This window comes from Nucisporomicrobium flavum, assembly GCF_016464385.1.
GTDB lineage: Bacteria > Actinomycetota > Actinomycetes > Mycobacteriales > Micromonosporaceae > Actinoplanes > Actinoplanes flavus_A.
Genome location: NZ_JADMLH010000006.1, coordinates 167,996 through 186,695 on the forward strand (window position 1 = coordinate 167,996; position 18,700 = coordinate 186,695).

Below are 18,700 nucleotides of genomic sequence, written 5' to 3' on the forward strand. Positions count from 1 at the left end.
CTCGTCGGCTACGACGCGTCGGTGATGCGGTACGCCGACCAGCCGTCCGGGACCGGGGTGCCGCACCACACCGCCAGCACCGCAGCGCTCGCCGGGAACAGCGGGGCGGGCAGGGCGGCGAGCGGCCACCACTGCCAGCGTTCGAAGACGTGAGGTTCGCGGACCTGCGGGGTGCCGCCGGCGTGCTCCGCCACCACGCCCGCGGTCACCGCGCCCGCCGCGAGGTCGATCGCGACCGCGAAGGCACGCGGGCCGGCCGGCGTGAGGCCGGCTTCCTCCACCGTCTCCCGCACGGCGGCGTCGGCGAACGTCTCGCCGGGTTCCAGGCTGCCGCCGGGCAGGCACCACGTCGCGGTCTCGCCGCTCTTCGTGCGATGCCCGAGCAGCACCTCGCCGCCGGACCGCAGCACCACCATGCCGACGCCGGGCGGCCGGGATCGATCAGTCATGGCCGCGACGATGCCACGCCCGGGCGCCGGGGTCGTCGCCGGGTGCGGGAACGATCGAGGTGATCAGTAACCGACGTCGCGGCGGCGCAGCCCGAGGTAGCCGGCGCCGATGGTGGCGGCCGCGACCAGGGCGATCGTGATCAGCGGGGCCGGTCCCAGGTCCGCCAGCGGCACCTGCGGCGTGTGCACGAACGGCGACGCCTTCTGCGCCCAGCCCGGCAGGTCGAACGACTCGGCGAAGAGGGCGACGACCGTGCAGTAGCCCACGGCGGTCCAGCCCACCGCGGCGGCCGGGCGGGGCGTCCAGCCGACGGCCAGCACCACGACGGCGATGACGAGCCACACCGCCGGCACGTACGCGAGCGCGACGCCGGCGAGCCGCGGCGCCTGGCCCGCGTCCGAGACGATGATGGCGTACGTCGTGCCCTCGCCGAGGCCGAAGGCGACGAGCAGCAGCGCGCCGCCGGTCAGGGCCACGCTGAGGTGCCCGGCGAGCCAGGACAGCCGCCCGGTGGCCGTGGCCAGCACCGGTTCGGCCCGCCCGGAGGTCTCCTCGGCGCGGAGCCGCAGCACGCTGGTCACGCCGTACGCCGCCGCGATCAGCGCCGAGAGGCTCACGGTCAGCGCCAGGTACGCGTCGACGACGTCCGCCGCGCCGCCCGGCAGGAACTTCGCGATCTCCGGGTTGTCCTTGACGTACTGCTCGATGCTCTCCGCGACCGAGCCGTACGCGACGCCGAGCAGCGCCATCCCGGCCGCCCACCCGGCCAGGCTCGCCCGCTGCAGGCGCCACGCCAGCGCTGTGGCGTTCCGCAGCGATCTTGCGGCCCGGGCCCGGCCGGGGCGGGGTGCCACCAGGCCCGCGCCGAAGTCACGCCGCCGCGACAGGGCGACGGCGAGGGCCACCAGCAGCGCGGACGCCCCGAGCGGCAGCAGCAGCGGCCACCACCGGTCACCGGTGTACGGGAACGTGCGCTGCCCCCATCCGATGGGCGAGGCCCAGGACAGGGCGCCGCTGCCCACGTCCCCGGCGGCCCGCAGGACGTACGCGGCACCGATGGCGAGGCCGACCGCCCCGTACACGGCCCGAACGCTCTCGAAGACCTGCGCCGCGACCGCGGTGGCGGCGGCGACCGTGACGCCCACGGCGGCCATCGCGACGCCGAACAGCAGCGAACCGCCCAGCGGGAGGCCCGTACCGGCCGCCACGGCGAAGATCAGCATCGCGACCGCGAGGTTCGCCAGCCCGGTCAGGGCTAGCGCCGCCGCGAGCGGGGCCTGCCGCCCCACCCGGCCCGACCGGATCAGCTCGGCGCGGCCGGTCTCCTCCTCGGCGCGGGTGTGCCGGCCGACGAGGAACATGGTCATCAGCGCGACCACGACCGCGGCGAACGCGAAGATCTCGAACACGATCTCGCCGCCGATGGAGCCGAGCAGCCGGGTCGGCCCGCTCATCGCGATCACCGCCGTGTTGCCGCCGATCGTGCGGCGCAGCCGTTCGAGGGCCTCCGGGCTGTCGTACAGGTTCTGGCTCTGCGCGGACTGCACCAGCACGAGGAGCGTGGCGCCCAGGAGCCACCACGGCAGCGCGGCGCGTTCCCGGCGGAGCATGAAGCGCAGCAGGTCCCGCGTACCGGTCATCGCCAGACCTCATCTCCTCGCGGGCGGCGGGCGGGCCCTACGCCGGGAGGCGGATGCCGACCCGGGCGCGTACCGCGTCCACCGTGTCCCAGTCGGACCCGCCGAGGGTGGTCAGCGCGGCGGGGAACACCCCATCCTGCTCCTTGAGGATGTGCTCGCGCAGCACCTCCAGGGTCGCGATCAGGTCGTCCGGCCAGCCGCCGTCGGCCGGTACGCCCGCGGCGGCCGCGCCGAGGACGGCCTCGACCCGGCGGTGTTCGTCGCGCAGGGCGGCCACGTGGTCGGGGAAGTCGTCGGTCAGCAGGGGGAAAAGCCCCTCCTCCTCGACCACGGTGTGCGGCTCGAGGACGGTGCTGATGCTGCGGGCCAGCTCGGCCATGCGGGGCACGTCCGCGGCGGCGTGGGCGGTCCGCACCTCGGCGATCATCGCGACGACCTCGTCGTGCTCGCGGGTCAGTTCCTCGATGGCGGTGACGGACTGGCAGCCGCAGTACTCACACATGATCTGACCCCCGGCTCGGCTTGCGGACCTTTCCACTGTCGCCGCGCGAGCGAGGGCCGGCCAGGGACCTTCGGCCCGGACTGGCGGGACCCGGCGGGCGGAGGAGAGGCACGGACGCCGGACCTCAGGGGGGCTTCCGGTCCGGCGTCCGTGCCGTTTTGCCGCCGTGGCCGTGTCATCGGCGCCCGGCGGCGGCGGGGGTCCTTCTCAGCTGCCAGCATGATCCCCGGGAGCCGCGCGCCGGTACGGACGTTGGTCACGCCGGTCCGGACCTCCGGCCCTCTCCTGCCCCGGCCGGTGGCGCGCGCCGCCCGGGCGGGCACATCATGGGCGGATGACCCTTCCCAGCGCGGCCTCTGCCGAAAGCGCCGGCGCGGCGCGGCGTACGGATCTGGTCGCGCCCGGCGCGGCACTGCGGCTCCGCGGTGACCGGCTGCCCGTGGTGGGCACGGCGCGGCTCTACACCTGCGGGATCACGCCGTACGACGTGACGCATCTGGGGCACGCCTCGACGTTCATCTGGTCGGATCTGCTCGCCTCCGTGTGGCGGCTGTGCGGGGTGGAGACGGTGGGCTGCCGCAACGTCACCGACGTGGACGACGTGCTGACCCGGGCGGCGGGCGCGCGGGGCAGCGACTTCGCGCAGTTCGCGCTGCAGCAGGAGTACGCCTTCGACAAGGACATGACGGCTCTGCGGGTACGCCGCCCGGCGCACGAACCCCGGGCACGGCACTACATCCGTACGGTTCAGCAGCTCGCCGAAGCGTTGCTGGCCGCGGATCGCGCGTACGTCCGGAACGGTTTTGTGTTCTTCCGCGGCGCGCAGGTCGCGGCGGATTCCGGGCTGCCCCGCGAGGTGGCGCTGGCGCGCAGCGCCGAGTTCGGGGACGACCCGCACGACCCGGACCGCGACGACCCGTTCGACGTGGCGGTGTGGCGCCCGTCGGCACCGGGCGAGCCGGCCTGGCCGGGTCCGTGGGGCCCGGGACGGCCGGGCTGGCACGCCGAGTGCGCGGCGATGGCGCTGTCGGTGCTCGGCTCGAGCGTGGACGTGCTGGCCGGCGGCGAGGACCTGGCGTTCCCGCACCACGCCTACCAGGCGGCGATGGTCGAGGCGGTGACGTCGGTGGCGCCGTTCGCCCGGGCCCGCCTGCACGTCGGCGCGGTCCACCGGGGCGGCGCGAAGATGGCGAAGAGCACGGGCAACCTGACCCTGGTCGCCGACCTCCTGCGCGACCACTCCCCCGCGACGGTACGGCTGCTCGTGCTCGACCGGCCGTGGCATGCCCAGTGGGAGTATCGTCCCGGCGACCTCGACAGGGCGGCCGCCCGCCTGGAGCTCCTCTACGCGGCGGCCGGGCGTCCCGGCGGCGCCGCCGCGACCACGACGGCGGTCGTCACGGCGCTGCTGGACGACCTCGACGTCCCGCTCGCCGTGGAGACCGCCCTGACGGACGGCGGTGAGGCCGCACGGCTGCTGCTGAGGGTGCTGGCGCTGGCCTGAAGCGCGGCGAGCTCGTCGGCGTCGAGCAGATACAGGTACGGGCACTCCTGCGGGCCGGCCGCGAGGCAGCTCCCGCAGGGACGCGACGGGTCGATGACACACATGCCGGGCTCCTCACCGTCGTTGCTGCCCCCAGTCTGGCGGCGCGGCGGCGCCGCACGTCAGGGCCGAGGTCCCGGTCCGCAGGGCCCGACGGCCCTGCGGACGCGGCCGGCCTCAGGACCCGCCGGAGATGTACCAGTACCCGGTGACCGACGCGGCGGGCACGTCGGGGCTGACGGCGCCCCTGCCCCAGAAGTAGTCGTTCATGCTGACCGCGCCGCCCGGCCCGATCGGGCCCATGCTGGCCCAGACCACCTCGGCCGGCTGGTCGTCGATCGACGCCTGCGCCCAGGCGCTGCGGACCGGCATCGGCTTGTTCCACCACAGGAACGGGCTGCGCAGCAGGTAGTTCGCGTACGTGCCGCCGTGCGAGGCGCTGTGGTACGAGACGGTGTGGAAGCTGTTGATCTGGTGCAGGCCGGCGAACGCGGGACCCCAGCGCTGCCACCACCGCTGCCCGCCGGACTCCTGGGCCAGGATCAGGCACGTGAACAGGCTCATCCACTCGGCGTCCCCGTTGCCCCAGCGGGCGTCCGTGTTCGCCAGGAACGAGTCGTCGTTGCTGCTGCACCCGGCGAAGCTGAACCCGGTCGGCGCGCCGTGCCCCTGCCAGTACGTCATGTCGACGTGGTCGGCCCAGTCGCTGTCGTCACCGCCGTACGCGGGGTCCTTGAAGTCCTGCTCCCACGCGTTCTGGTCGCGCCAGCTGAACTCCACGGGGATGCCGCGGCTCGTGAACTGACCGTTGAACGACGCGAGGTTCTCGCCCGTGTGCGCCAGCCCCGAGCACGGGCCCGTGCCCTCGCTGCCCACGTCGGCGACGCCGTACGCGCGCGACGTGACCCGGCCGGCGGCGCCCGGGCGGGGCTCCTGCGGCGCGGGCGGCTCCGGCAGCCGGGCGTCCACCGCGGCGGGGACGACCACCCGTTGCGCCTGGGCGCCGGCGGTGTCCACACCGGAGCATCGCAGGCTCGGCTCGATGGTCTGCACGGCCGTGGCCAGCGCCGGCGCCCAGTAGACCGGGGCGGCCGAGGTGACCCGTACGCCCTGGCCCATCACCCGGCTGCAGCGGTCCAGCGCGCCGGCGGCGTCGAGCACCTCGACCGCGCCGGCCTGCTCGAGGCCGCGGGTGCTGACCGAGAGCCCCGTGGCGGCGCCCCGGCCGTCGAACGAGAGGCGCAGCTTGGCGCCGGGGCCCTCGTACGGCAGGCCGGCGAGCGTGAACGCGTACGAGACGCTGGTGTCCAGCGCGGCCGACACGATGGTCCGTCCGCGCCGGTCGACCGCGGTCATCATGGTCTTGCGGGCGACGGGCTTCGCGTCGCGCGGCAGCAGCTTCGCCGTCGCGAGCGCCGAGGTGGCCCGGCGCAGCGCCGTCGCCGTGCTGATGGTCCGAAGCCGCTTCAGCGCCGCGATGTCGAGCACGGCGCGGGTGGTGGGCCGCCCGTCCTCGTCCCTGCCACGGCCGGCGGCCCGGGTCGGCACGGCGAGGAACGACTTCTCCGAGGCGTACCGGACGCCGCCGTCCTCGCCGCGGGCGAGCTGCTTGAGGCCCAGGGCACGGGCGAGGCCGGCCGCCTGGTCACCGGTCAGGCCGGACGACCGTACGGCGAAGACCGGCAGCGTCACCCGCTCGGCGCCGCTGGCGGGCGCGGCGGCCACGCTCAGCCCCAGCGGCACGGCGAGCGCCACGGCCAGCACTCCGGCCGTTCCCACCCGTCGTCGTTGCGGTGTTTCCGTCTCGCGCTGCATCACTGCCCCCCGCGTTCGTGGTCACGGCACCGGTCGGCGCCGCGCCCAGTATGGGCAGGGTCATATGCCGGAAATGCCGGTACGGAACGCGAGACGGATAGGCGACAGGGTCGTCCGACGATTCGCCGTTTGCTCAGTCCGATGCGATCTGCAGATCGTGGTAGTCACCGATCGACAGGATCACGGCGCCGTCACGCACGAGCTCGTAATCCCACAGTTTGTGCTCCGGGTCGAACGACTCGAGCGACGGCTCCATCCGCAGGAACATCTCCCGGACGGCGTCGGTGAGCGGACCGGCGATCTCCACGGCGTCGCGCATCCCGCTCCACGGCCGCACCTCCACCCCGGGCAGCGCCAGGAAATCGGCGCGCCCGTGGCTCAGCTGACCCTCGCCGTCGGGTACGTGCACCCGGAACGAGTCGGCACGGTCGAGGTGGTCCCGCAGCAGGGCCCGCCATTGCCCGTCGGGCACGGCTCCCAGATAGGTCAGCGTCACGACCCGCATCCTATGATCCGCCCGCCCGTGACCCGGGCCGGTCGTCCCCGGCCGCAAGGCCACCCTGCCCTGGCCGCGGTGCCCTCGGCGCCGCACGGTGAAAGTGCCGGCACCGACGTGCCGCACGAACCGGAGGCGGTCACCGATGCCATTCCCGCGACTCCTCACGAAGGTCACCCGTGGCCGGGTCAACAGGCTGATGCTGCACCTGGCGGGTCACGCCGCGTTCGCCGACCTCGAGCACGTCGGCCGCCGGTCCGGGCGCGTGCACCACACGCCGGTGCGGGCCTTCCGCGTCGGGGACACCGTGGTGATCGGCCTCAACTTCGGCCGCCGCTCCGACTGGTTCCTCAACGTCACCCGGGCGGGAGGCTGCCGGATCCACCTGGGCCGGGAACGGCTGGAACTGGGCGTACCGCGGCTCGTCCCCGCCGAGGAGGCGACCCGGGAGATCCCCGCGGTCTTCCGGTACGCGCTGCGCTACGTGGCCCGTACCGAGGAGTGCCTGGTGCTGCCCGTCGTGGGGGTTGCCACCCCTATATAGAGTAAGACCATGGGTGTGCACCGGATGACGATTCCGCGGCTCCTGCTGCTGCGAGCGCTGCTGGCCGACCCCGCCGCCGAGCGGTACGGCCTCGACCTCGCCCTGCAGGCCGGGCTCGAACCGGGCAGCGTCTACCCGATTCTTGTCGCGTTCGAGAACGCCGGATGGCTGGAGAGCCGCGTCGAGGACGTCGACGCCTCCGCCGCCGGCCGGCCCCGGCGCCGCTACTACCGGCTCACCGCCGAGGGCGTCGACGCGGGGCGTACGGCGCTCGCCGAGGCCGCCCGCAAGCGCCGCCGTACGGCCGGCGGGGAGCTCGCGTGGTGACGCCCCTGCTGGAACGGGTGGCGATCGCCCTCCTCACCCGGATGCTGCCCGCAGGCTTCCGCGAGCGACAGCGCGAGGAATGGCGCGGCGACCTCGCCGAGCTGGCCCGGCACGGCCGCGCGTCCCGCCTGCGGTACGTGGCGATCGCCGCGCTGACCCTGCCGTCGCTGCACCTCGCCGCCCGGAGGGCCCCCTCGGCGGGCGGCGGCTGGGCGCTGAGGCCTGAGAAGGGATCGGGCACCGCCGTACCCATCGCCCTGCTCGCCGTCACGGCCGGAATGTTCGCCGCGGCCGCCGTGGGCCGCCTCACCTGGACCCCACCGCCACCCATGATGACCGCGGCCCAGGCCCAGGACCTGGCCGTCACCGTCTTCCCCGGCCGGGCCGTCACGGGTACGCCCGAAGCCCCGGTCTTCGACAGCGACGTGGACGACAACACGCTGGCGGGCGCCACGGCCTTCGAGGTGGCCGCGGTGCCGCTGGACCGGGACTTCGAGGCCGACCTCCACGCCGCCCGCGACCGGCTGCGGGCGCGGGGCTGGACCATCGACACCGACGTCCACGACGAGCTGACCCCGGACGTCGTCGGCGTCGACCTCACCCGCGACTCGCTGTGGAGGCTCACCGCCCACCGCGACCGCCTCACCCTCGACGTCACCACGGGGCGGTACCACGACCAGGCGACGGCGTCGTACCTGGTGCGCCCGGTTACGTACCAGCACCTGCCCGCCCTGCCCCTCCTGGCGGCGGCGGCCCCGGCAGCACTCGCCGCCTGGCTCGCGGCCTGCCGCCTGCACCGCCGCGCCGCCCGCCGCCGGGGCTTCCCGCAGCTCACGGCGGCCGCGGGCGTCATCGTCTGCTTCGCGGCCCTGCCGATGACGGGACTGCTCCTCGCGGCCCCGCACGCGGCAACCCTCACCGACGAGCCGCTGGCGCCCTGGTGGTACACGCTCTTCGTGACCGGCGGCGACCGCCCGTACGTCTACGCCGCGCTGGTCACCGTCCTGGCGATCTGGCTGACCGGGCTGCCGGGACCGGCGCAGCGATCGTCACCGGCAGGCCGGCACCCCGCCTGACGACTCGGCCAGGAACGGCCCAGCCGGCCGGATCGGGGATAGCCAGCAGTCTCGACCCGTCCCGGAGGTCGATCCGCAGCGCCCTCCTGGAAGCTCTCCGCCGCCGGCCCCGGTCCATGACCCGAGACAGACGAACGGGGGACGGGAAGGCGAGCCTGGAGAGGACGGTCAGTGGCCCGTCGGCGGGATGTTCGACGTCCTGACCGCCTGCGTCATCCGCTTGAGCTTCTTGGCGGCCTGCTTCTCCTTCACCGTCTTGCCCTGCTTCTTGGCGCTGTGCTTCTGCGGGGACTTGCGAATCATGATGACTCCCTCACGATGGTCTGCCGAGAGACCGTCAGCCGGAGATGAACTGGAGGAGGCCGTACACCAGGAAGGCGGGCCAGACGAATGCCTTCAGCACGCCGACGACGCCCGCCCCGAAGCTGTCGGCCTGGCTGATGTACCAGACGAGGGCGCCGATCAGGCCGATGCCGTAGACGGCGTCCCCGCCGCCGGGGCCGCGGATCACGTTCCGGCGCTGCTTCGTGTCGCTCATGCCGAGCCCTCTCATCCTGCACCGGCCCCGCCCCGGGCCGGGGTTCTCAGCGTGTCCCCGGTGACCGCCCCGCCGGCAGGGCCGTTGGTCCCTGCATCCCGTGCCGCCGCCTCCGCCCGGCGGCACCCACGCCGGTGACCTACCGCCCTGGCCACCGTGGACGCCGCGGGGATGGACTGGGGGGAGAGACCAGGAGACTGGAGTCCGCCATGTCCGGGACACACACGAACCACCGGCGCGTCGGCGTACGGAAGTTCAACAAGGCGATCCTCAACCCCGTCATGCGGCTCGCGGCCGGGCGCCGGCACTTCTACGCCGCCGCGCTGCACCACGTCGGACGGCGCTCCGGGCGTGCGTTCACCACGCCGGTCGTCGCCGAGCCCGTCGACGGCGGGTTCGTGATCCCGCTGCCGTACGGCACCGATGTGGACTGGCTGCGCAACCTGCAGGCGGCCGGCCGGGCCACGATCGACGTGTCCGGAGTCGGCTACACGATCGGCGAGTTCCGGGTGGTCGACGCTCCGCAGGCCCTCCCGTTGGTGCGGCCGAGCCGTCGCCGGGTGTGGCAGCGGCTGGGCATCGAGCACTACCTGCACGTCCACGCGTTCTGAGAGTCGCGGAGGTGATCGTGATGACCCGCGTGCTCGTGGCGTACGCCACCAGGAACGGCTCCACCCGGCAGGTCGCCGAGGCGGTGGGGACCGCGGTCCGCGCCACCGGCGCCGAGGCGGAGGTCGTACCCGCGCACACCGTTCTCGAGCCCCCGGCGGGCTGGGACCTCGTGATGCTGGGCGCGCCGATCTACTCCGGCCGCTGGCATCGGGACGCGCACCGGTTCCTCAAACGGCACCGGGCCACGCTGAGCTCGGTGCCGGTGGCCGTCTTCGCCCTCGGTCCCCGCCGCGACGACGAGGAGGCCTGGCAGAGCAGCCGGGCCCAGCTCGACCGCGCCCTGGCGAAGCGGGCCTGGCTCGTACCCGTCGCGGTCGGGCTGTTCGGTGGGGCCGACCCCGTCGGCCGCCGCCGGGCCGGCCGGCGCGACCTGCGCGACTGGGCGCGGATCGGCGCCTGGGCGCGGAAGACGCTGGTGTCCGCCGGCGTCGCCGTGGACCCGGGCCTCAGGGACGCGTCGGCTGTCTGATCAGGATCGCCTCCGCGATGAGGGCGAAGAGACGGTCGACGCGCGAGGCGAGGGCGGGCTGATCGCCGACCCACGCGAGCGCGCCGCCGAGGGCGTACAGGTCGGTGCCGTCGATGTCGCCGCGGGCGGAGCCCTCGGCCTGCGCGCGGTCGAGGAGCCGGGCGCCCGCGGCCTTCATCGTGGTGCAGGAGGCGTGCAGCGCGGAGTCCGGGTCCTCGATGGCGGCCACCATGGAGTCGATGACGCCCCGGTAGTTGTGCGCGCACGCGACGAACTCGCGCAGCCAGGACACGAGGGCGTCGCCGGCCGAGCCGGCGGTCTCCAGGTCGCCGGCCTTCGCCGCCAGCTCGTCGAAGCCGGTCCGGAGCAGGGCCTCGAACAGCGCCTCGCGGGTGGGGAAATGGCGGTACATCGTGCCCAGCCCGACCCCGGCCCGGCGGGCGATGTCGCGCAGCGACGCGTCGGCGCCCTCCTCGGTCACCACGACGCTCGCGACCGCGAGCAGCTGCTCGTAGTTCCTCCTGGCGTCAGCCCGCACGTACCCTCCCGTTGATAAGCGGAGCAGTGACCCGTATATTCGGAGCACCGACCCGCTTAGGTTAACCGCCCACACCCGCGAGGGACAGCGATGCTGAAGACGATGAAGGCGATCCGGCTGCACGAGTACGGCGGCCCGGACGTGCTGCGCTACGAGGACGCCCCGATCCCCGCGCCGAAGGCGGGAGAGGTCCTGGTCCGCGTGCACGCCGTGGGCGTCAACCCGCCCGACTGGTACCTGCGCGACGGGCTGACTGTCATGCCTGCGGCGCTACGCCCGGCGATCCGGCTGCCCGTGATCCCCGGGACCGACATGTCGGGCGTGGTCGAGGCCGTCGCCGCCGACGTGACGGACTTCTCCCCCGGCGACGAGGTCTTCGGGATGTTGCGCTTCCCAGGATTCGAGGGCAGCACCTACGCCGAGTATGTGACCGCGCCCGCGTCGGACCTGGCCCACAAGCCGGCCGGCGTCGACCACGTGCACGCCGCGGCGGCGCCCATGGCGGGGCTCACGGCATGGCAGTTCCTGATCGACCTCGGGCACGACCACCCGTCGCCGTTCCAGGAGCACCGGCACCGCCCCGTGCCACTCGGCCCCGGAACGACCGTGCTGGTCAACGGCGCCGCGGGCGGCGTGGGCCACTTCGCGCTGCAGCTGGCGAAGGGGAAGGGCGCACACGTCATCGCAGTGGCGTCGGGCCCGCACGAAGCGTTCCTGCGCTCGCTCGGCGCCGACGAGGTCATCGACTACACGAGGACCCGCCCGGAGGACGTCGCGCGCGACCTCGACCTCGTGCTCGACACCGTCGGCGGCCCGGCGAGCCGCCGCTTCCTGCGGACGCTCAAGCGCGGCGGGGCGCTTTTCCCGGTGTTCTTCGGCGAGTTCGACCCCGCCGAGACCGCCCGGCTGGGCGTGACGGTGTCGATCACCCAGGTGCGCTCGAACGGGCCGCAGCTCGCCGAGCTCGGACGGCTGCTCGGCGACGGCACGCTGCACGTCGCCGTCGACAGCGCGTACCCGCTCGCCGGGGCCGCGGCGGCGCACGAACGAGCCGGCCGCGGCCACCTCCAGGGCAAGATCGTCCTGACCGTCGAGCCCTGAGACCGGTCAGCGCAGGCCGTACGGCAGGTCGTTGTCGGCCTCGATCTCGATCAGCCGGTTGTACTTGGCGACCCGCTCGCCGCGGGCCGGCGCCCCGGTCTTGAGCTGCCCGCAGCCGGTGCCCACCGCGAGGTCCGCGATGAAGGTGTCCTCGGTCTCGCCCGAGCGGTGCGACACCATCTGGGCCCAGCCGGCCTCGCGGCACAGCCGCATGGTCTCCAGCGTCTCGGTCACGGTGCCGACCTGGTTCACCTTGATCAGGGCCGCGGTGGCCGCCTTGCGGTCGATACCCTCCGCGACGATGGCCGGGTTGGTGACCAGCAGATCGTCGCCGACGAGCTGGGCCCGGCCGCCGAGGCGGGCGGTGAGCTCCACCCAGCCGTCCCAGTCGCCCTCGGCCAGGCCGTCCTCGATGCTCCACACCGGGAAACGGTCCACGATGGCCTCGTACCGGGCGATCATGTCGTCGGTCGTGAGGCTCTCCCCCGCCACGTGGTAGCGCCCGTCGCGGTAGAACTCGCTCGCGGCCGGGTCCAGCGCGATGGCCACGCCGTCGCGGCCGGGCGTGTAGCCGGCGTCGGTGATGGCCGCGACGAGGGTGGAGAGCACGTCCTCCGGGGCGTCGATCTCGGGCGCGAAGCCGCCCTCGTCGCCCAGCCCGGTGGCGAAGCCCTGGCCGGCCAGGCGGCGCCGGAGCGCGGCGTACACCTCGGCGCCGGCCCGGACCGCCTCGGCGAGGTCGGGCGCGCCGATCGGCGCGATCATGAACTCCTGGAAGTCGAGCCGGTTGGGCGCGTGCGCGCCGCCGTTGACCACGTTGAAGTGCGGTACGGGAAGCCGCGGAGTCACCCCGCCCGGGGTCAGGTAGCGCCACAGCGGCACGTCGGCGAGCAGCGCGAACGCCCGGGCGGCGGCCATCGACACGCCGATGATCGCGTTGGCGCCCAGCCGCGCCTTGGTGGGCGTGCCGTCCGCCTCGATCATGGCCCGGTCCACGGCCGCCAGGTCGGCGAACTCCCGGCCGCGGAGCAGGTCGGCGAGCTCACCGTTGACGTGGGCGACCGCGTGGAGCACGCCCTTGCCGGCGTACCGGTGCTGGTCGCCGTCGCGGAGCTCGACGGCCTCGCGGCTGCCGGTGGAAGCGCCGGAGGGCACGCCCGCGCGGACGGTGCGCCCATCGGGCAGCCGCAGCGTCACCGCGAGGGTCGGACGGCCCCGCGAGTCGAGCACTTCCACGGCCGTCAGGCCGGCGATCGTCAACGTCATTTCAGGCTCCCACTACCGAGCGACAGGCGATGTTCCGCTGTCGACTCTTCCAGTGGCCGTACCCGTCGTCATCGGGTCGAAGGTCCTGCCGGGCAGGGCGACGGAACCGTCCGGCTCAGCGCCAGACGGCCTCGGCGAGCGCGATGCCGCAGAAGGCGGCGCCCAGCCCGGCGACCACGCCGGCGACCACGTTGAGGACCGCGTACGCCCGGACCCGCTGCTCCAGCAGCCGCACCGTCTCGAACCCGAACGTGGAGTACGTCGTCAGCGCGCCGCACAGTCCCGTCCCGAACAGCGCGTTGACGCTGCCCGGCACGGCGTGCACCGCGACACCGTGCAGCAGCACCCCGAGGATGAAGGAGCCGGTGACGTTGACGGTGAACGTGCCCCACGGGAAGACGGAGTCGTGGCGCGCCTGCACCGCCCGGTCGGCGAGGTAGCGCAGCGGCGCCCCGATCGCGGCGCCCAGCATGACCAGCAGCGCCGTCACGAGTCGACCGGCGCGGTGCGGCCCACGTACCGGATCACCTCGACCGGGTCGAGGATCACGAGGCCCTCGCCGACCAGCTCGTCGAGCTGCGGCAGGAAGGCCCGGATGCGGTCCTCGCGGTCCACGATGATCACGGCGACGGGCAGATCCTCCGACAGCGACAACAGCCGGGTGGTGTGGATGCGCGAGGAGGCGCCGTACCCCTCGATGCCGCGCAGCACGGACGCGCCGGCCAGCCCGGCGGCGTGCGCCCGGTGCACGATCTCGTGGTACAGCGGCCGGTGGTGCCAGGTGTCGTCCTCACCGATGAAGACGGTCAGCCGTACCGCGGGCCCTTCGATCTTCATGAGGCCGCCCTCCGCCGGTGGGTCGCCAGGCGGGTCGCGGACACGCCGGCGTAGACCGCCGCCAGCGCGGCGAGGACCGTCCCGGCCAGATAGAGCAGTCCGGTACGGGCGGCGCCGGCGGCGACCAGCTGCTGCACCTCACCGGTGTACGTGGAGAAGGTCGTGTAGCCGCCGAGCATGCCGACGCCGAGGAACGGGCGGATCAGCCGGTGCGCCGACCACACCTCGGTGATGAGCACCATGAGGATCCCGATGAGGAAGCAGCCGGAGACGTTCGTCACGAACGTGGCCCACGGGAAGCCCGCCGGCGGGTGGGGCCAGGCGGTGGCCAGGCCGTAGCGGGCGAGCGCACCCAGGGCCCCGCCGAGCGCGACGGCGCCGAGCACCGGTCGCGACGATTCCCGCCGCTGCGTGGCGACGTGCAGGTCGACGTCCGGATCCGTCGGCAGTCCGGTGGACTGAGACACCAGCGCGTTCCCTCCACCCGTGGCATGCGTCCCCCACTCTACCGCCGGGCCGTCAGGGCCGAAGGTCAACTATTTGCGGGAGTTCCAGCCGAGCCGGTTAAGCAAGCCTTACCTCTACAGTTGGCCCGTGATTCGAGTGACGTCCATGGCCACGCCCCTCGCGGGCTTCCCGCCGGGCAGCGTGGTGCTGGTGACCGGCACGGCGGCGGACGCGCCGGCTGCGGTCGTCCGCCGCCTGGAGGATCTCGGCTTCACGGCGGGGTCGCAGGTCGAGGTCGTGCGCCGGGCGCCGCTGCGGGATCCCACGATCTACCGCGTACGCGACTACGACGTGTGCCTGCGCCGCGACCAGGCGGCGTACCTGCTGGCGCGGGAGCTCGACGGATGAGCGACCACTGCGGGGCAGGAAGCGGCCGGGACGGCGGGGTGGCCGGTGTCACGACGCCGCGCCTCGCGCTCGCCGGCAGCCCGAACGCCGGGAAGACGAGCATCTTCAACGCGCTCACCGGCCTGCGCGCCAAGACCGGCAATTATCCCGGCGTCACCGTCTCCCGGTTCGTCGGCACGAGCCGGATCAACGGCCACCGCTACCTGATCGAGGACCTGCCCGGCACCTACAGCCTCGCGCCGATCAGCCCGGACGAGCAGGTCATGGTCGACGTGCTGGACGGCCGGCTCGACGGCGAGCCGCCGCCGGACGCCGTGCTGGTCGTCGTCGACGCCACCACGCTGCGCCGGTCCCTGCGGTTCGCGGCCGAGGTCATCGGGCGCGGGCTGCCGAGCGCGGTCGTCGTGACGTTCACCGACGAGCTCGCGGCGGGACAGGGCGCGCTGGACGTCGAGGCGTTCGGGCAGGCGCTCGGCGTACCCGCGGTCGCGGTGATCGGGCGCGGCGGGCAGGGCGCGGACCGGCTGCGCGAGCTGATCGACGAGTGGCGGTCCTGGCCGGCGCCGGTGCTGGCGCCGCCGGCCGACCGGGCCGAGCTCGACGCCTGGGCCGAGTCCGTGCTGGCCTTCGCCGGCTACCGGCCGCCGGGCCGGCACCGGACAACGCAGCGGATCGACGCCGTCCTGCTGCATCCGGTGGGCGGCACGCTCGTATTCCTGGCCGTCATGGTGCTGTTCTTCCAGGTCGTGTTCCGGCTGGCCGCGCCGCTGCAGGGGTACGTCGAGTCGTTCTTCGGCTGGCTGTCCACGCTGGTGAGCACGCACATCCAGAGCCCGTGGCCGGCGGGGCTGCTCGGCGACGCCCTGATCGGCGGCGTCGGCGGCGTCATGGTGTTCGTCCCGCAGATCATGCTGCTGTTCCTGCTCATCGCGGTGCTCGAGGGCGTCGGCTACATGTCGCGGGCCGCGTTCCTCATGGACCGGGTGATGGCCCGCGCGGGTCTCGAGGGACGGGCCTTCGTCTCCCTGCTGTCGTCCTTCGCGTGCGCGATCCCGGGCATCATGGCGACCCGGACGCTGCCGTCGGCCCGCGACCGGCTCGCCACGATGATGGCCGCCCCGCTGATCACCTGCTCGGCCCGGCTCCCGGTGTACGTGCTGCTGATCGGCCTGCTCGTGGACCCCTCGGCCCGGGTGGGACCGCTCGGAGTGCAGGGCCTGGTCATGTTCGCCATGTACCTGCTCGGCGCCGTGTCCGCCATGCTCGCGGCCTGGGCGTTCAAGAAGATCGGCGGGCGGCGGGGCACGGCCATGCCGTTCTCCATGGAGATGCCGCCGTACCGGATGCCCACGCTGCGCTCGGTGCTCATCGCCATGGGCCAGTCGGCGCGGTCGTTCGTGCGGAAGTGCTCGACCATCATCACGGTCACCACGGTCGCGCTGTGGCTCCTGCTCAACCTGCCCGTCCACTCGGCCGCGGACCTGCGCGCGCACGGCGTGGACCCGGGTGACGACCGGTCGGTGTCCGCGTACGTCACCGACCACAGCTATGCGGCGGCGCTCGGGCGCGGTGTCGCGCCGGTGTTCGCGCCGCTGGGCTTCGACTGGCGGATCTCGATCGGCGTGCTGTCCGCCCAGTCGGCCCGGGAGACCTTCGTCGCCACCCTCGGTCAGGTCGCCGCCGCCGAGAACGCCGAAGAACCGGCTCAGGCGCTGCGGACCATGACGTACTCCGACGGGCCGCGCGCCGGGCAACGCGTCTTCACCGCCCCGACCATCGCGGCGCTGCTGGTGTACTTCGCCTTCGCGCTGCAGTGCATGGCGACCGTCGGCATCCTGCGGCGCGAGACGGGCGGCTGGAAGTGGCCGCTGATCGCGTTCGGCTACCTGACCACGCTCGCGTGGGTGATGGCGTTGCTGGCGCGGACGGTCACCGCCCTGCTGACCGGGGCCGGCTGATGATCCCCATCCATCCCCAGCCCTGCGCGGGACGGCCGGACCGGCTGCGCTGGATCACCCCGGCCGGCGTGCTGCCGTTCACCGGCGTCCCGGCCACCGTCCCGGCCGCGCTCGCCACGCTGCTGCGCGACGGGACGCTCGCGGCGGTGAAGGTCGAGGCCACTGCGATCGTCACGGACCTGGCCGCGGGACGGAGCTGGTCGCGCGACGGGTCCCGCGTACGGTCGGCCCTGCACGAAGCGCTCGCCGACCCGGCCGGCTGGACCGGCACCCCGGGCGGTGACGGCGACCCGGACGAACCGTTGCGGGCCGCGGCCGCCGCGCTGATCGACGGGCGGGCGGGCGAGCTGGCGCTCTCCCACGGCGGCCTCATCGAGCTGGTGGACGTCCACGACGGCGTGGTGACGGTCCGCATGTCGGGGGCCTGCCACGGCTGCCCGGCCGCCGGGATCACCCTGCGCCACCGGCTCGAGGACGAACTCCGGCGCCGGTGTCCCGGCGTACGCCAGGTCGTCAACCGCGCTTAGGCGTCGAACAACGGCGTGCTGAGGTACCGCTCGCCGGTGTCCGGGAGCACGACGACCACGGTGCGGCCCTCGAACTCCGGCCGGCGTGCCACGCGGGCCGCGGCGTACAGGGCGGCGCCGCTGGACACGCCGGCCAGGATGCCCTCGCTGTGGGCGAGCCGGCGGGCGGCGGAGCGGGCCTGGTCCACGCTGACGCGGACGACCTCGTCGTACACGGTGGGGTCGAGCACCTCGGGGACGAAGCCGGCGCCGATGCCCTGGATGCCGTGCGGGCCGGGGGCGCCGCCGGAGAGCACCGGGGACTCGGCCGGTTCCACGGCGTACACCCGCAGGCCGGGCTTCTTCTCCTTGAGCACCTGGCCGACGCCGGTCAGGGTGCCGCCGGTGCCGACCCCGCCGACGACCGCGTCGAGGTCGCCGTCGGTGTCGTTCCAGATCTCCAGCGCGGTGGTACGCCGGTGCACCTCGGGGTTGGCCGGGTTGTCGAACTGCCGGGGCAGGAACGCGCGCCGCTCGTCGGCGATCTCCAGGGCCCGGGCCACCGCGCCGCGCATGCCGTCGGCGGCGGGCGTCAGGACCAGCTCCGCACCGTACGCGGCCAGCAACGCCCGCCGCTCGGCGCTCATGCTCTCCGGCATGGTGAGCGTCAGCCGGTAGCCGCGCGCGGCCGCCACCATGGCCAGGCCGATGCCGGTGTTGCCGCTGGTCGCCTCCACGATGGGGACGCCCGGCCGCAGCTCCTCGGTGGCCTCGGCGGCCTCGATCATGGCCAGTGCGATGCGGTCCTTGACGCTGCCGCCGGGATTGGCGGACTCGAGTTTCGCGAGCAGCCGGGCCGGCAGCCCGGGTTCGAAGCGGGACAGCCGCACCAGGGGCGTCCGGCCGATCAGTGCGGTGATGTCGTCGTGGACCATGGTGGGCTCCCGAGGGTGACGCAGGGTGCCGGCGCCCGCAGCCGGGCACCGGCCGGGACGTCGGAGTGGACGAGGCAGAGGGCGCCGATCTCGGCGTCGTCGCCGATGTGGACGGGCCCGAGCACGGTGGCGCCGACGCCGAGCACGACGCGGTCGCCGACGGTGGGGTGACGCCGGCTGCCCTTGGGGTCGCGGCGCCACCCCCGTCCGCCGAGGGTGACCTGGTGGTACATGGTCACGTCGTCGCCGATGCGGGCGGTCTCCCCGATGACGACCCCGGCGCCGTGGTCGATGAACAGCCGTTTGCCGACGACGGCGCCGGGGTGGATCTCGATCCCCGTCGCGTGGCGCATCGCCTGGGAGATCAGGCGGGGCAGCAGGGGTACGCCCCGGCCGTGCAGCCAGTGCGCGAGGCGGTGCCCCCACACGGCCCAGAGGCCGGGGTAGAGCAGGACTTCGGCACGGTGGATGCCGTACAGGGCCGGGTCACGGCGGCACGCGGCGCGGACGTCGTCCAGCACGAGGGGTTCCTTCGAGGAAGACGTGTACAGGGGCTGCGGAGTCAGCGCCCCGGACAGCGCTCGTCGAAGACGCGGCGCACGTGCGTGCCGGCGAGGGGTACGGCGAATCGG

General features: G+C 74.0%; 24 protein-coding genes. 10 read left to right on the plus strand and 14 right to left on the minus strand.

Annotation, left to right across the window (positions count from 1 at the left end; genetic code table 11):
- Positions 1–8 precede the first annotated feature (8 nt).
- The 3 genes from IT780_RS16805 to IT780_RS16815 all read right to left on the minus strand — a co-directional run bounded on the left by IT780_RS16805 (position 9) and on the right by IT780_RS16815 (position 2,592).
- Positions 9–449, minus strand: a complete 441-nt coding sequence (locus tag IT780_RS16805; protein WP_199512500.1) for a nucleotide triphosphate diphosphatase NUDT15 — start codon at positions 447–449, stop codon at positions 9–11.
- 63 nt (positions 450–512) lie between these two features.
- Entirely contained in the window at positions 513–2,090 is a 1,578-nt protein-coding gene (locus IT780_RS16810) for an ABC transporter permease (RefSeq protein WP_199512501.1), read from the minus strand.
- A 37-nt stretch (positions 2,091–2,127) separates the two neighbouring features.
- Positions 2,128–2,592: a hemerythrin domain-containing protein gene (locus IT780_RS16815; RefSeq protein ID WP_199512502.1), complete on the minus strand. Its 465-nt coding sequence runs from the start codon at positions 2,590–2,592 to the stop codon at positions 2,128–2,130.
- A 334-nt stretch (positions 2,593–2,926) separates the two neighbouring features.
- On the opposite strand from IT780_RS16815, the gene IT780_RS16820 reads away from it, so the two are divergent.
- On the plus strand, positions 2,927–4,096 hold the full coding sequence (locus tag IT780_RS16820; protein WP_199512503.1) for a cysteine--1-D-myo-inosityl 2-amino-2-deoxy-alpha-D-glucopyranoside ligase: 1,170 nt from the start codon (positions 2,927–2,929) through the stop codon (positions 4,094–4,096).
- Positions 4,097–4,312: 216 nt separating this feature from the next.
- Here IT780_RS16820 and IT780_RS43145 read toward each other — a convergent pair whose 3' ends face one another.
- Positions 4,313–5,914, minus strand: coding sequence for a DUF6345 domain-containing protein (locus IT780_RS43145; protein WP_199512504.1), 1,602 nt, complete (start codon positions 5,912–5,914; stop codon positions 4,313–4,315).
- 169 nt (positions 5,915–6,083) lie between these two features.
- Entirely contained in the window at positions 6,084–6,446 is a 363-nt protein-coding gene (locus IT780_RS16830) for a hypothetical protein (protein ID WP_199512505.1), read from the minus strand.
- 145 nt (positions 6,447–6,591) lie between these two features.
- On the opposite strand from IT780_RS16830, the gene IT780_RS16835 reads away from it, so the two are divergent.
- From IT780_RS16835 to IT780_RS16845, 3 genes are read left to right on the plus strand one after another with little or no spacing between them, the layout of a single operon-like run.
- Positions 6,592–6,990, plus strand: a complete 399-nt coding sequence (locus IT780_RS16835) for a nitroreductase family deazaflavin-dependent oxidoreductase (protein WP_199512506.1) — start codon at positions 6,592–6,594, stop codon at positions 6,988–6,990.
- Between the two features lie 9 nt (positions 6,991–6,999).
- Complete coding sequence (locus IT780_RS16840) at positions 7,000–7,317, plus strand: PadR family transcriptional regulator (RefSeq protein ID WP_233412975.1); 318 nt, start codon at positions 7,000–7,002, stop codon at positions 7,315–7,317.
- Positions 7,311–8,393 (plus strand): hypothetical protein, encoded by a 1,083-nt coding sequence (locus IT780_RS16845; RefSeq protein ID WP_199512507.1) that lies wholly within the window; start codon positions 7,311–7,313, stop codon positions 8,391–8,393. The genes IT780_RS16840 and IT780_RS16845 overlap by 7 nt, the downstream gene beginning before the upstream one ends.
- A 168-nt stretch (positions 8,394–8,561) precedes the next feature.
- Here IT780_RS16845 and IT780_RS42705 read toward each other — a convergent pair whose 3' ends face one another.
- Both IT780_RS42705 and IT780_RS16850 read right to left on the minus strand, forming a co-directional pair.
- Entirely contained in the window at positions 8,562–8,696 is a 135-nt protein-coding gene (locus IT780_RS42705) for a hypothetical protein (RefSeq protein WP_267910052.1), read from the minus strand.
- 34 nt (positions 8,697–8,730) lie between these two features.
- Positions 8,731–8,931, minus strand: coding sequence for a hypothetical protein (locus IT780_RS16850; protein WP_199512508.1), 201 nt, complete (start codon positions 8,929–8,931; stop codon positions 8,731–8,733).
- A 209-nt stretch (positions 8,932–9,140) separates the two neighbouring features.
- Here IT780_RS16850 and IT780_RS16855 point away from each other — a divergent pair, with 209 nt between their 5' ends.
- Entirely contained in the window at positions 9,141–9,542 is a 402-nt protein-coding gene (locus tag IT780_RS16855) for a PNPOx family protein (protein WP_199512509.1), read from the plus strand.
- Positions 9,543–9,562: 20 nt separating this feature from the next.
- Positions 9,563–10,072 carry a flavodoxin domain-containing protein gene (locus IT780_RS16860; protein WP_199512510.1) on the plus strand — a complete coding sequence of 170 codons (510 nt, stop codon included), beginning with the start codon at positions 9,563–9,565 and terminating at the stop codon, positions 10,070–10,072.
- On the opposite strand, the gene IT780_RS16865 is transcribed toward IT780_RS16860, so the two are convergent.
- Entirely contained in the window at positions 10,050–10,610 is a 561-nt protein-coding gene (locus tag IT780_RS16865; RefSeq protein ID WP_199512511.1) for a TetR/AcrR family transcriptional regulator, read from the minus strand. The two genes, IT780_RS16860 and IT780_RS16865, sit on opposite strands and share 23 nt — an antisense overlap.
- Positions 10,611–10,700: 90 nt before the next feature.
- Between IT780_RS16865 and IT780_RS16870 the strand changes: the two genes are divergently transcribed.
- A complete protein-coding gene (locus IT780_RS16870; RefSeq protein ID WP_233412976.1) occupies positions 10,701–11,711 on the plus strand; it encodes an NADP-dependent oxidoreductase in 1,011 nt (336 codons plus the stop codon).
- A gap of 6 nt (positions 11,712–11,717) precedes the next feature.
- On the opposite strand, the gene eno is transcribed toward IT780_RS16870, so the two are convergent.
- The 4 genes from eno to crcB (IT780_RS16890) form a co-directional block, all read right to left on the minus strand.
- Positions 11,718–12,977 (minus strand): phosphopyruvate hydratase, encoded by a 1,260-nt coding sequence (gene eno, locus IT780_RS16875; protein WP_199512512.1) that lies wholly within the window; start codon positions 12,975–12,977, stop codon positions 11,718–11,720.
- A gap of 115 nt (positions 12,978–13,092) precedes the next feature.
- Entirely contained in the window at positions 13,093–13,467 is a 375-nt protein-coding gene (gene crcB / locus IT780_RS16880) for a fluoride efflux transporter CrcB (RefSeq protein WP_199512513.1), read from the minus strand.
- Entirely contained in the window at positions 13,464–13,814 is a 351-nt protein-coding gene (locus tag IT780_RS16885) for a DUF190 domain-containing protein (protein WP_199512514.1), read from the minus strand. Before IT780_RS16885 ends, crcB (IT780_RS16880) begins: the two co-directional genes overlap by 4 nt.
- Positions 13,811–14,281 (minus strand): fluoride efflux transporter CrcB, encoded by a 471-nt coding sequence (gene crcB / locus IT780_RS16890; protein ID WP_199512515.1) that lies wholly within the window; start codon positions 14,279–14,281, stop codon positions 13,811–13,813. The genes IT780_RS16885 and crcB (IT780_RS16890) overlap by 4 nt, the downstream gene beginning before the upstream one ends.
- A 127-nt stretch (positions 14,282–14,408) precedes the next feature.
- Here crcB (IT780_RS16890) and IT780_RS16895 point away from each other — a divergent pair, with 127 nt between their 5' ends.
- The 3 genes from IT780_RS16895 to IT780_RS16905 are packed head-to-tail and all read left to right on the plus strand — an operon-like array spanning position 14,409 to position 17,154.
- A complete protein-coding gene (locus IT780_RS16895; protein WP_307831229.1) occupies positions 14,409–14,669 on the plus strand; it encodes a FeoA family protein in 261 nt (86 codons plus the stop codon).
- Positions 14,666–16,627 carry a ferrous iron transporter B gene (gene feoB / locus IT780_RS16900; protein ID WP_199512516.1) on the plus strand — a complete coding sequence of 654 codons (1,962 nt, stop codon included), beginning with the start codon at positions 14,666–14,668 and terminating at the stop codon, positions 16,625–16,627. Before IT780_RS16895 ends, feoB begins: the two co-directional genes overlap by 4 nt.
- A complete protein-coding gene (locus tag IT780_RS16905; RefSeq protein WP_199512517.1) occupies positions 16,627–17,154 on the plus strand; it encodes a NifU family protein in 528 nt (175 codons plus the stop codon). Before feoB ends, IT780_RS16905 begins: the two co-directional genes overlap by 1 nt.
- Here the strand turns inward: IT780_RS16905 and cysK are convergent.
- Positions 17,151–18,068 carry a cysteine synthase A gene (gene cysK, locus IT780_RS16910; protein WP_199512518.1) on the minus strand — a complete coding sequence of 306 codons (918 nt, stop codon included), beginning with the start codon at positions 18,066–18,068 and terminating at the stop codon, positions 17,151–17,153. The two genes, IT780_RS16905 and cysK, sit on opposite strands and share 4 nt — an antisense overlap.
- Positions 18,041–18,589: a serine O-acetyltransferase EpsC gene (gene epsC, locus IT780_RS16915; RefSeq protein WP_199512519.1), complete on the minus strand. Its 549-nt coding sequence runs from the start codon at positions 18,587–18,589 to the stop codon at positions 18,041–18,043. Before epsC ends, cysK begins: the two co-directional genes overlap by 28 nt.
- Positions 18,590–18,700: the final 111 nt, after the last annotated feature.

Excerpts from the sequence above, each read along its gene's own strand:
- IT780_RS16870 (WP_233412976.1), top strand. The coding sequence starts at position 10,701 with ATGCTGAAGACGATGAAGGCGATCCGGCTGCACGAGTACGGCGGCCCG.
- IT780_RS16820 (WP_199512503.1), top strand. The coding sequence starts at position 2,927 with ATGACCCTTCCCAGCGCGGCCTCTGCCGAAAGCGCCGGCGCGGCGCGG.
- IT780_RS16850 (WP_199512508.1), bottom strand. The coding sequence starts at position 8,931 with ATGAGCGACACGAAGCAGCGCCGGAACGTGATCCGCGGCCCCGGCGGC.
- feoB (WP_199512516.1), top strand. The coding sequence starts at position 14,666 with ATGAGCGACCACTGCGGGGCAGGAAGCGGCCGGGACGGCGGGGTGGCC.
- eno (WP_199512512.1), bottom strand. The coding sequence starts at position 12,977 with ATGACGTTGACGATCGCCGGCCTGACGGCCGTGGAAGTGCTCGACTCG.
- IT780_RS16860 (WP_199512510.1), top strand. The coding sequence starts at position 9,563 with ATGACCCGCGTGCTCGTGGCGTACGCCACCAGGAACGGCTCCACCCGG.
- IT780_RS16815 (WP_199512502.1), bottom strand. The coding sequence starts at position 2,592 with ATGTGTGAGTACTGCGGCTGCCAGTCCGTCACCGCCATCGAGGAACTG.
- IT780_RS42705 (WP_267910052.1), bottom strand. The coding sequence starts at position 8,696 with ATGATTCGCAAGTCCCCGCAGAAGCACAGCGCCAAGAAGCAGGGCAAG.
- IT780_RS16855 (WP_199512509.1), top strand. The coding sequence starts at position 9,141 with ATGTCCGGGACACACACGAACCACCGGCGCGTCGGCGTACGGAAGTTC.
- IT780_RS16805 (WP_199512500.1), bottom strand. The coding sequence starts at position 449 with ATGACTGATCGATCCCGGCCGCCCGGCGTCGGCATGGTGGTGCTGCGG.
- IT780_RS16905 (WP_199512517.1), top strand. The coding sequence starts at position 16,627 with ATGATCCCCATCCATCCCCAGCCCTGCGCGGGACGGCCGGACCGGCTG.
- IT780_RS16840 (WP_233412975.1), top strand. The coding sequence starts at position 7,000 with ATGGGTGTGCACCGGATGACGATTCCGCGGCTCCTGCTGCTGCGAGCG.
- IT780_RS16885 (WP_199512514.1), bottom strand. The coding sequence starts at position 13,814 with ATGAAGATCGAAGGGCCCGCGGTACGGCTGACCGTCTTCATCGGTGAG.
- cysK (WP_199512518.1), bottom strand. The coding sequence starts at position 18,068 with ATGGTCCACGACGACATCACCGCACTGATCGGCCGGACGCCCCTGGTG.
- IT780_RS16835 (WP_199512506.1), top strand. The coding sequence starts at position 6,592 with ATGCCATTCCCGCGACTCCTCACGAAGGTCACCCGTGGCCGGGTCAAC.
- IT780_RS16810 (WP_199512501.1), bottom strand. The coding sequence starts at position 2,090 with ATGACCGGTACGCGGGACCTGCTGCGCTTCATGCTCCGCCGGGAACGC.